9 protein-coding genes are annotated in these 11,968 nt (G+C 33.1%); 5 read left to right on the plus strand and 4 right to left on the minus strand.

What is annotated here, in order from left to right:
- Window positions 1–51 precede the first annotated feature (51 nt).
- The 5 genes from N4A68_02855 to N4A68_02875 all read left to right on the plus strand — a co-directional run bounded on the left by N4A68_02855 (window position 52) and on the right by N4A68_02875 (window position 6,303).
- Window positions 52–1,650, plus strand: a complete 1,599-nt coding sequence (locus N4A68_02855) for a hypothetical protein (GenBank protein MCT4563256.1) — start codon at window positions 52–54, stop codon at window positions 1,648–1,650.
- Between the two features lie 484 nt (window positions 1,651–2,134).
- Window positions 2,135–2,635, plus strand: a complete 501-nt coding sequence (locus tag N4A68_02860; protein ID MCT4563257.1) for a 4Fe-4S binding protein — start codon at window positions 2,135–2,137, stop codon at window positions 2,633–2,635.
- A 23-nt stretch (window positions 2,636–2,658) separates the two neighbouring features.
- Complete coding sequence (locus N4A68_02865) at window positions 2,659–2,889, plus strand: glutaredoxin family protein (protein ID MCT4563258.1); 231 nt, start codon at window positions 2,659–2,661, stop codon at window positions 2,887–2,889.
- Between the two features lie 528 nt (window positions 2,890–3,417).
- Entirely contained in the window at window positions 3,418–4,839 is a 1,422-nt protein-coding gene (locus tag N4A68_02870; GenBank protein ID MCT4563259.1) for an AbgT family transporter, read from the plus strand.
- 300 nt (window positions 4,840–5,139) lie between these two features.
- Complete coding sequence (locus N4A68_02875; protein ID MCT4563260.1) at window positions 5,140–6,303, plus strand: M20 family metallopeptidase; 1,164 nt, start codon at window positions 5,140–5,142, stop codon at window positions 6,301–6,303.
- Between the two features lie 120 nt (window positions 6,304–6,423).
- On the opposite strand, the gene N4A68_02880 is transcribed toward N4A68_02875, so the two are convergent.
- From N4A68_02880 to N4A68_02895, 4 genes are all read right to left on the minus strand, one after another.
- On the minus strand, window positions 6,424–8,076 hold the full coding sequence (locus N4A68_02880; protein MCT4563261.1) for a cobalamin B12-binding domain-containing protein: 1,653 nt from the start codon (window positions 8,074–8,076) through the stop codon (window positions 6,424–6,426).
- Complete coding sequence (locus N4A68_02885) at window positions 8,076–9,218, minus strand: NAD/NADP octopine/nopaline dehydrogenase family protein (protein MCT4563262.1); 1,143 nt, start codon at window positions 9,216–9,218, stop codon at window positions 8,076–8,078. The genes N4A68_02880 and N4A68_02885 overlap by 1 nt, the downstream gene beginning before the upstream one ends.
- A 675-nt stretch (window positions 9,219–9,893) precedes the next feature.
- Window positions 9,894–10,274: a DUF4363 family protein gene (locus N4A68_02890; protein ID MCT4563263.1), complete on the minus strand. Its 381-nt coding sequence runs from the start codon at window positions 10,272–10,274 to the stop codon at window positions 9,894–9,896.
- Window positions 10,275–10,276: 2 nt separating this feature from the next.
- Window positions 10,277–10,960 carry a DUF421 domain-containing protein gene (locus N4A68_02895; GenBank protein ID MCT4563264.1) on the minus strand — a complete coding sequence of 228 codons (684 nt, stop codon included), beginning with the start codon at window positions 10,958–10,960 and terminating at the stop codon, window positions 10,277–10,279.
- Between the last annotated feature and the right edge of the window lie 1,008 nt (window positions 10,961–11,968).

Consider the following 11,968-nt stretch of genomic DNA (forward strand, 5'->3'; position numbering starts at 1 on the left):
ATATGGGTAATAATATAAGTTTAATAGTTTGGGAAGGAATGAATATAAAAAATGATAAGAATTTCACAAATAAGATTGGACATAAATGACAGTACCGATAAACTACTTAATAAAGCAAGCAAGGTTCTCAATATAAAGCCCAAGGATATTACGGATATGAACATATTTAAAGAATCAATTGATGCAAGGAGAAAGGGGAGATTGGATTTTGTATATACAATAGATGTATTAGTAGAAAATGAAGAAAAGATATTAAAAAGAGTAAGGGATAAAAATGTCACTATTACTCCAGACATGGAATATAAATATCCACAGCCCGGGAAGGTAGTTCTTGATAAAAGACCAATAGTTATAGGTATGGGACCCTCAGGATTATTTTGCGGACTTATCCTTGCACAAATGGGATATAAGCCTTTGATTCTAGAAAGAGGAGAAGACGTAGATAATAGAAGTAAAACCGTGTCAAAGTTTTGGAAAACTGGGAATTTGAATGTAGAATCAAATGTTCAATTTGGAGAAGGAGGAGCTGGTACCTTTTCTGATGGAAAGCTTACTACTAGAATAAAGGACCCAAGATGTAGAAAAGTTTTAAAAGAACTAGTTAAAGCAGGTTCGCCGGAGGAAATTATGTACTCCTTTAAACCCCATGTTGGTACGGATATACTAAAGACCGTAGTAAAAAATCTAAGGGAAGAAATAAAAAAGCTTGGAGGAGATGTTGCCTTTAATTCAAAGGTGACTGATTTGATAATAAAGGATGGGAAAATAACCGGTGTAGAAATTAATAATAATCAGGTGGTGGATGGAGAAGCTATTGTATTAGCCCTAGGACATAGTGCCAGGGATACATTTGAGATGATCTATGAAAGGGGAGTAGGAATAATACAAAAGCCCTTTGCCATAGGCGTAAGGATAGAACATCCTCAAGCTATCATTAACAAGGCACAGTATAAGGAATATGCAAATCATAAAAGACTAGGTGCAGCAGATTATAGACTTACATATCATGCTTCAAATGGACGATCGGTTTATACATTTTGTATGTGTCCCGGAGGAACTGTTGTTGCGGCTGCTTCCGAGGAAGGAAGAGTTGTAACAAATGGAATGAGTGAACATGCCAGGGATAAATCAAATGCTAATAGTGCTTTGTTAGTTTCAGTTGTCCAAGATGATTTTGAAGGTAATCATCCCTTAGCAGGAATGCATTTTCAGAGAAAATGGGAGGAACAAGCATATATACTTGGTGGCGGAGGATATATGGCACCTGCCCAATTAGTAGGGGATTTTCTTAAAAATACTTCATCACAACATCTTGGCAGCGTAAAGCCATCCTATAAACCCGGTGTTAAATTAACCAATATAAATAATTGTTTACCCCATTATGTCACAGGGGCAATGAGGGAAGCCATAACAAATATGGATAAAAAATTAAAGGGCTTTGGAATGGAAAGTGCTATTATTACCGGTGTAGAAACTAGAAGTTCTTCTCCAATAAGGATAGTAAGAGACAGTGAAACCCTTCAAAGCATAAATATAAGTGGACTTTATCCTGGAGGAGAAGGAGCTGGATATGCGGGTGGAATAGTTTCAGCCGCTGTTGATGGAATAAAGATTGCCGAGAAAATTATATCAAGATACAGTATTAGGTAATGGGGCAGATTAATGCCCTTTTTTTTGTTTTAAAAAAGTACAACCAGGTATATTGACATTATAAAAAACATATATTATAATAAAGATACCTACCCGGGGTATTAGGGAGTATCAAAAACATTAATTTGGGTAAAATAATATTAGGAGGGATAAACCTATGAATATAAATATTACTGATAAAGCAAAGGAAATGATAAAAAAGACTATAGGAAATCAAAATATCACTGATCCCGTGATAAGAATATATATTGCAGGTTTAGGGTGAGGCGGCCCATCATTTGGGATTGCTCTGGATGAGCAAAAAGAAAATGATAGGGTAACAAATGAAGATGGCATAAGCTACGTTATTGAAGATGATTTAATAAAAAGATATGGTGGATTCAGCGTGGACTATTCAACTAATTGGTTGTCCAAAGGGTTTAGGATTCAACCAAATCATGGAGGTTCAAGTTGTTAGAATAATTATATGAAATAAAAGGAGGAAATGAAGGTGGTAAAGGCGAAATCACATATGAAGTGGTCATGGATTTTCATGGTACTATTTATAGTACTTTCAATAGCAGATATTAGGTTTGGCGTTTTAGGGTTCATTTGTATGACGGTTCCAATGTATCATGCCATAAAGGGTAGAGGTAAAGTACATTGTTCACATTATTGTCCAAGGGGATCATTACTAGGCAATTTTCTCAAAAATATTAGTTTGCAAAATAATTTACCTAAGAAGCTAAGGGGAAAGTCTGTTAAGAATGTATTACTTGTATTGATGATGACCATGTTTTCTATATCATTGATCCATGCAGGCCCAAATTTTAGTAAGGTGGCATTTGCAGTTTTTAGATTGATGATGGCATCATTAGCTTTAGGGATTGTTATGGGAGTTATATTTAAACCTAGGTCTTGGTGTCAAGTATGTCCAATGGGATATGCAACTGGATTAATTAGGAATGCAAAGAATAAAAAAGAGAATAATAAGAAAGTAGCATAATATTATAATTGGAGGGATTCAATATGAACAAAAAAATAACTATTTATACAAGTGATACTTGTAGTTACTGCCATATGGCAAAGGATTATTTCAATTCAAAGGGTGTGGATTTTGAAGAAAAAAATATTTCTAAGGATATGGATGCAAGGAAGGAATTAATGAAACAAGGTTTTATGGGAGTACCGATTATCAATGTTAATGGTGAAGTGATTCAGGGCTTTGATAAAGAAAGACTAGAAGAATTATTAAAGTAGAAAAATAAATATTTAGGCATAAAAGATCCAGTGAAGAATTATTCGCTGGATTTTTATTTTATTGAAGATAATTATGCAATTGTGCCAAATAAGAGTTATGCAATTTCCTTAATTAAAACAAAAAAATTATATAACCTAATTTAATTAAAATATAAGGACTAGATAAAAATTTAATATAGAGATTCCAGTCAAAACTTTAATTTATACACATCAAAACTCCCTAAAAACATGGGATATTTAGATATGTATAAATTAAGATTTATTCTAAACTTTCTATATCAGGAAAGTTGACATAAAAAATTCATTTTATACAATTTTTAAAAAATTCTAAATATTTCAAAGGGGTTTTAAAATATTAATAGAATAAGTAAATATACATCATGATCTAGAAAATTCAGGTTAGGGAGGTGTTTATATTATATACAAATCATCCAGAGGAGAGGAGGAAAAAGAACAGAATAAACGCTAAATACACGATATTACCCTAATGTTCCAAAAGACAAATATTAAAAATAAGGAGGAGCTAGTGTGACGACGAACAGTAAAGAAGTAAATGAAAAAAAGAAATTTAAGGTACCACATACCTATGTAATTCTATTTAGTGTAATTTTGATAATGGCAATTTTAACATATATAATTCCAGCAGGTGAGTACGATAGAGTTAAGGACGAATTAACAAATAAAACCGTTGTAGTTCCAACATCATTTCACTCTGTTGAACAAAATCCAATAAAGTTCTTTGATCTGTTTCAATCTGTTCCAAAGGGCATGAAGGATGCTGCCAGCATAATTTTCTTTATTTTCATAGTTGGTGGGGCATTTCAGATGATAACTGCAACTGGAGCAATTGAAGCAGGTATCGGAAAAATGGCAAAGGTATTAGAGGGAGCAGAAAAGCTGCTTATTCCTGTGTTTATGGTTATATTTTCCTTAGGTGGAGCTACATTTGGTATGGCTGAAGAGATAATAATTTTTATACCCATAGGAATAGCATTGGCTAGAGCCTTAGGATTCGATGCTATAACTGGAACAGCTATGATTATGTTAGGAGCTGCATGTGGATTTACAGCTGGTTTTATGAACCCCTTCACCGTTGGAGTGGCACAAAAAATAGCTGAATTACCATTATTCTCGGGATTAGGAGTTAGAATTATATTTCTAGTAATCTTCTTAGTTATTACTACAATATATTTAATGAGATATGCAGATAAGGTCAGAAAAAATCCATCCATAAGCTTTGTGAGTGATCTTGAAATAGAAGAAAAGGATAGGATTATTGACTTGTCTAATATACCAGAATTAAAGCCTCAACATCATTTAGTCCTCGCCACAGTAGTTATAGGATTTGGATTCATTATATGGGGAGTATTTAAAAATGGATGGTATATCACAGAAATCGGTTCAGCGTTTTTGGCCATGGGTCTAATCGGAGGATTCTTAGGAAAGCTGGGGCCTAGTAGATTGGCTGAAGAATTTGTAATTGGTGCAAAATCAATTGTTTTTGGAGCTTTAGTAGTAGGTGTGGCTAGGGGTATACTAGTAGTAATGCAGGATGGAATGATATTAGATTCAATAGTACATGGTTTAGCAGCTGCAATACAGATTCTTCCAAAGAGTATATCTGCTATAGGTATGTATATTACACAGGTAATAATCAATTTCTTTATTCCATCAGGCTCCGGTCAAGCCGCAGCCACGATGCCTATTATGAAACCGCTTGCTGATATTGTTGGAATAACTAGACAAACTGCAGTGGTTGCTTATCAGTTAGGTGATGGTTTTACAAATTCAATAATTCCAACTTCAGCATCTTTGATGGGGGTATTATCAGTGGCCAAGATACCCTATGAAAAATGGTTTAAATTCCTATGGCCTTTGATGTTAATATGGTTAGGAACAGGGGCAGTATTGATAGTTATAGTAAATGCAATGAATTTTGGACCATTCTAAAATGATAGTTTAATAAATATATATTTATCCTAGGCAGAAGGCTCATTGCTTTATCATATGATTCTCACTGTATAACTTAAAGAGTATTAATGGAAAAGTCCATATAGAAATCCCAATAAATCTTTTACATTTCGATTTCTTGAAAGGCATTGAAGCTTTGGCTGTTTGAAAAATCAATTTAAGGGAACATGTGATATTGGCATAAAAAATGATAAAATAGATGTAGAAAATGATAAAATTAGAAATAGCTGATTAGGTGGAGGGATTAGAGAAATCAGTTGAATAAAGGAGGAGAGCTTTATGATTAAGGAAGTAACAAACCTAACACAGGATTTAAGGCAAGAGTTAATAGAAATCAGTGAATACATATTTGAAAATCCTGAGTTAGGAAACGAGGAATTTAAGGCGTGTAAGGCCCATGTAGATATCCTAAAAAAACATGGATTTGAAGTAGAAGAAGAGTATTTAGGTATAAAAACCGCCTTCAAGGCTGTTTTTGATAGCGGAAAAAAGGGACCCACTATAAGTTATTTATCTGAATATGATGCATTACCAGGAATAGGCCATGGATGTGGACATAATCTACTTGGGACAACCAATACCGGTGCAGGTATAGTACTAAGTAAGCTTATAAAGGATCTAAAGGGAAAAGTAATAGTTTTTGGAACCCCAGCTGAAGAAACTAATGGAGCTAAGGTTGATATGACCCTTAAGGGAGCCTTTGATGATATTGATATTGCTATGGAGGTTCATCCTGGAAGCAAGCATTACAAAAGTGGAGCTTCACTGGCCATGGAGGCAATACAATTTACATTTAAAGGAAAGCCAGCCCATGCTGCGGCATCTCCTGAAAAGGGAATTAACGCCCTAGATGCTGCAATAAATACCTTTGTGAATATCAATGCCCTAAGACAGCACATACAATCAACTGCAAGGATACATGGTATAATTAAAGAGGGAGGAAAAGCTGCGAATATAGTACCAGATTTAGCTGTAGCTCAGTTTTATGTTAGGGCAACGACTAAAACATATTTAAATGAATTGGTGGATAAGGTGAAAAATTGTGCTAAAGGAGCTGCCCTTGCCACTGGAGCAGAGCTTGAAATAATAAACTATGAATTGTCATATGATAACTTAGTTACTAATCAAGCTTTACTGGATACTTATTGTAAAAGAATTTTAGACATGGGTGTAGAAGAAATACATGATTCAAAAAGCAGCTACGGATCATTAGATATAGGAAATGTAAGTCACGTTGTCCCAACAATTCATCCTTATTTCGGAATATGTGAGGAAGATATTCCTGCCCATACTGTAGAATTTGCACAGGCCACAAAAACTAAAATGGCGTATGATTCTATGATCCAAACAATTGGAGCATTGGTTCTTACAGCCATAGATATTTTGCAAAATGATGAGCTTCTAGATAGGATATGGGAAGAATTTAAGAATACAGATAAATAGAAAAAATTAGTTTTTAATTTAAAAAGGTGACAAGGAGGCATGCACAATCTTCCCAGTGCATATGTCTCCTTATCACCTTATTAAAATCTACTCTTTAAAAAGTCCCACCTACAGGAATTATTAAGCCGTAGCAATATTATTATTTTCAATACTTAATAGCTCCGATAATCTTTCACTTTCCGATATAGCTCTACCTAATGTTTTAGAGTATGCTAAACATTTTCCATCGATTATTCTGGTTTCCAATGTACCCTTGGCGTTAGGATTACCCCTGAGGTGTGGAGCATCAATTACCCCTCTTTTTATGGCATCTGCCAATGCTACGGCATCAGCCCACGCATCATCACTATAAGGATACAATTCCTTAATGGTACTTAAAAGAACATTAGCTTCATTTAACAGTTCATTTTTTCTATCAATAACAGACTTATCTTGAGTCATATCTGCCATTCCATGTAAACCTGAACGAATAACACCCCTAACAATCTTGCAGCTTTCAATTACATCATCGGGCTTGGCAGCATGATCAGCCTCACAGAAGCCAACAACATGAATTATATGGGGCTTAACACTCATGGCTAAATATGTTGAAGCAGCTAATTGTCCCTTTGCAATATCTAAATCTGCACTTAGACTAGCTAGACCCGCTCGAACTTGCCTATATGCCTTGAAGTTGCCATCCTCTAAGGACTCTATAAGTTCAATTTTTGCAAGCATCTTTGCTAAATCCATTTTATGATGCATAGATGGTGGAACGTTGAACATATACTGGGCTATATAATTCTTAACACCCATTTTCTTAGCATTATAAGCGGCTAAATATGCCATTGCTACACCAATTGTATCATGGGCATCTCGAAGGCTCCAATGATGAGATTCATTGACTTCTACAGGTATATTTCTTTCACCGTGCCACTTCATGAGCTTTTTACCCTCTGAAATTGAATCAATAACTTTTCTAGGGCCTCTTCCATCCAAAACATTATACCAGCACAATGGAACGGCACACCAAGCATTATTGATCTTATTTTTAAGAAGCTCTGCAAATTTAAATACTTCTGAAGTTCCACTATAACATCTTAAAAGGGGATAGTTACCTGCTTTAGAGCTTTCATAAAGCTTCTCGAAATGTTCTACCCTTCTGAGGGGAACACCTCCTGCACCATCTAGATCATGGTTCATTTTATCCGGTGTGAAAAAGTTTTCCTGGGCATTTTGGTCAGGCCCTATTGAGATTATATCGAGAACTCTAGATTCAGCTATTCTTCTTACTCCATCAAAGGTTTCTTCTAAAGATGGTAAGCCGAAATGATGCCTTATAACAGGATAGGGGTATTTGCTATTAATTCGATCCATAAGATTCTGTGAAAAAGATGTTTTGATTTCCTTTAGATTATTACCTTTTATATATTGGATTACATCATCTAAGTCCTCAGTACCATCAAATATCTTAGAGAAAAAGTCGTATTTTTTAGCCATATTTGCAACGGGTTTTGTACCTCCAAATATCCATGTTATGTTTTGTAAGTTATTTAGTTGTATCTTATATTGAAGTTCATTCAATAATGGAACTACTGAAGCTGGAGTTAATCTAAAACCTACAGAAACGACGTCGGGTTTCAAATCAGCTATTGCACTTATCAATCTATCTATGCTTACTGCGGCTCCTAAAAATTCAGTATTGTGTCCTTGTTCTTCAACCAATCTTAGAAAATTTACAACTCCTCCTACATGAACACAATTACCAATTGCAGCCCCTAAGAATTTTTTCATTATGCTACCACTCCTTCGTTAGAACTATCTGTACTAATCTTTCCTATAACTACGTAATTCACTATCTCATCTACAGTAGATAATCTATCAAGTCCCATATCAGCTATTTTTCTACCATATTTAAAGTAATCCGTATTATTAATAATAGATGCCAGTTGAATAATCGAATTAATTGTGGGTGTATGGATGCCTAGATGTCTACCCATATCAGAAATAGGAACGAGACTTTGAGGGACATCTTCATAAATATATCTTGTTTCCATGGTCGAGGGAGCTGTGATACCATGATATCCCCTTGTATTTATTAGTGACTGACACAAGGTATCCCCCTTAGCTCCATATGTGTAGTTAAGCCACTGGCTTAAGGATATAGCATTTACATTTAATTTTTTCGCTATTAACATTCGCTCACGATCAGCTTCTCTAATAACATTTGATATAGATGGGGTGATGCCATCTATATAATATTGAAAGTCTCCATGGGTATTTTCTATTCTCCCACAATTCAATATTGTTGGTATGGGATGCAACATAGCACCTACATTATTAAAACTAGTCTCTAGTACATTTTTTGATTGAGTAAATTCTGGAAAAGCATTATTTACGATTCCTATGAATTCATTTGTCCTTATTGCCGGTAATGCGGATACTTTAACCTCGTTCTTTTTACCAAAGATTTTCACTTGTCCATTCTCAAGACTTCGGCATGCAAATAATAAAGTTTGAGCTTCGATAATGCATACTTCTTTGATAGGATTATGTTTGGAAATAATATTTTTAAATTCCAAAGCTCCACCTGTTCTGCCGGGATTAAGTACAATATATTGATTTGATGTTATGATTGGAGCAATCTTATTGGCAATAAATTTATGGGCACTGGCGGGTAATACCACCATGATAACATCAACATTTTTTATTGCTCTCTCAATATTATTGGTCACTAAATTTAAAACACCACGGCCACTACAAAACCCTACAAGATCTATATAACCTCTTTGCTTTATATCTATAATCCGTTCAATACTGCGATTATATAAATTAACCTTGTAGCCCTTTAATGCCAAATATCCAGCCATTGCTTGACCACCATTTCCAGCGCCGATGACAGCGAAACTAAGTCTTTTATCAAGACTATTTCTCATAAGCTAACCTCCTATTCTTACTTTATTAATAAGTTATTGTACTAAAATAATTGAGTTTATAAGTTAAGCCTGCTTTATATCACGTTTTGGCAGGTTACTTTATTAGTTTGATGAAAAGTTTAAAGCCTGTTCAATTTTAAAGAGTAAAGAATAATTGACTGCGAAATTTATAGGATTTTTTAGATATTTAATATGCAAAACCAGTATCTACAATTAGGTTTGAATAACGATATAATTAGATAAGATTAGACAAAATACACTGTATTATGTAAAAATATGAAAAAAATGGTATAACTAAATTAAATACTACAACCGATTGCAGTAGAAGCAAAGGTATTTAGTGAATAGAAAAAATATTTTAATAAAAAATAAATGTTTTAAATCTAGAAAAGTTAAAGATAAAACATAATAAAAGAAGTTACAAGAGTAGTAAAATAGAGGTTTTTTATAGATATAAAGACCTCATTGAAAAAGAGAATTTTCAGAATTGAGTCATCTCTCTGTAGATTTCTTTTAAAATTGTTTTTTAAAATCAAAATGAAGTTTGTAAATGGGTATAACACCTCTAGAAAATTATATCATAAAAATCATTATATGTAAATAATTAACAGATAAAATCTGGACATTTGATTAAAATTTTTTTCTTATCCATCGAAGGATATAAGCTTACTATACCTAAAATATATTTTTAAGTGATAAAGATTCTTTTTCTTCTACATGGCTAAATAGATACTTTAAAGTAGCTATTTCACCGAGGGTTAAAGATTTATCCTCTATAGAGATAAACTTTTCTATTTTTCTAAGAGTGAGATTTATTTTTTCCATTTCTTCATGGTCAAGGATTAACATGAGAACTTTTTTTGTTTCCTCCCATTTTTTATCGATAGTTTTATAAATAGATGAAGTAGAATCCCAGTTGGCATCATGAACTTTTGCTTCCATTATGGTTAGATTAGAGTTGATATCTGTTACTGATTCATCTATAAAGTTATATATAATTATCCAAGACGTTATTAGAACTATAACCACTAATGTAGATATAAAAAGAGATTTCATTTTTACAGCCTCGTTTCTTTTTTAAAGTGTAGACTCAAAGTTTTGTTTTGATCTACTGATGCATATAGTATCTTGTTAATATCCTCAACTTTTTGTTTTTTTAGTTCCTTATATAACCAGTTAAAATTTAAAGAAAGATCATCAAGATTTTCCCGATTTACCTTTCCATCTACTATTAAACTAATAGGTAAAGATTCTTTTTCAACTTTAATTTTCATATCTGAAGGGGTCAAAGGTTTTTTTGAGGCTTTAGGAATTATACTTAGGTCACCATTCGTTTCAAGTATGGCAAATTCTACATCATCTATGCTAGGGAAGTTCTTGATTCGTAGCTGTTCTACTAAATCGTTCATACTGATTCGTAGTTTCTTTAACTCTTTGTAGTCAATAGTTCCATTTTGTATTAGAATAGTGGGTTTTCCACATATCAAAGCCCTAGCTCTTTCACTTTTAAGTGTTACAAAGGATATCACCACCTGTAGAAAGACCAAAGTGGAGATTGCAACAATACCATTAATAAATGGCATTTCCACGGTTTCCATAGGTAAGGATGCCAATTCCGCTATCATTATTATTACAACTAGTTCATAGGGTTGAAGCTCGGATAGTTCTCCCTTGCCCATCACTCTAATAGCAACTACCACTAGTATGTAAAGCATAACTGTTCTTATAAAGATAGTTATCATAAATGACACCTCTTCCATATTAATACTAATATTGACAAACTATACGAAATGCATTTATTAAATTTATATTTTGATTTATAAAACAAGCCATGTTCCTAGGATATTTGATAATCGAAGAAATTACATAATTGCCTTTTGTAAAAATTATTTACTATATGTAGTTTTGGAATATCCCAAGACATGGGACATCTATTATATAATTTTGCCCAGTTACAATTATGAAATTTGCTCAAGTGGAAACATAAAGGATTTATTGGCATTTCTAAATATAGGGTTTTCATAGTATAAGTTAAAGTCTATACTAAAATCCCTATATTTTTAGTTTTCTCAAAAATAATAAAAAAAATCAAATTTTTTTTGTATGAGAAATTTATATAATTACTTTTCACACGTAAAAATACTTTACACATATCATATAATTTCTTCATTGAGGAAATTGCATAACTCTTACTTGGCTAAGCCTAATATGAAAATATCATCCTTGATTTAATTGCTTAAGATATAAGACAATTTGATGGTATAGCTATTGGGATTTTAAAACTATATGGAGGGAGATGGGTTTTACAAAAAGTGATTATACAATTTGCTACATTAATATAAAATACAGAATACAAATGGGAAAAATAACTATTTGACATCATATTAAAATCATGATAGGATATTATTTGTCGTCGCTAAGGCGTAGGTCCTCAAGATGAAAAAGCTTGACAATAAATGAGTGATGTGATAATATGTTAAAGCGTCGATGGGGAACATTTCAAGTACTTTCTAAAACATTTGGAAAGAATATTGCTAAAGTTAAAAAGGGCTTGACAACATCGAAAAAGTTTGATATAATAATTTCTGTCGCTAAAACGACAAGAAATGATAAAACTTTGGACATTGAAAACTAAACAGTGTAAGGAATTAAACCTTAGTTTGATAATCAATTCAAACTATAAAGAAACGCCAGTTTTATTTTAAGAGTTTGATCCTGGCTCAGGATGAACGCTGGCGGCGTGCTTAACA

Source organism: Maledivibacter sp. (assembly GCA_025210375.1).
In the GTDB taxonomy this organism is placed as follows: domain Bacteria; phylum Bacillota; class Clostridia; order Peptostreptococcales; family Caminicellaceae; genus JAOASB01.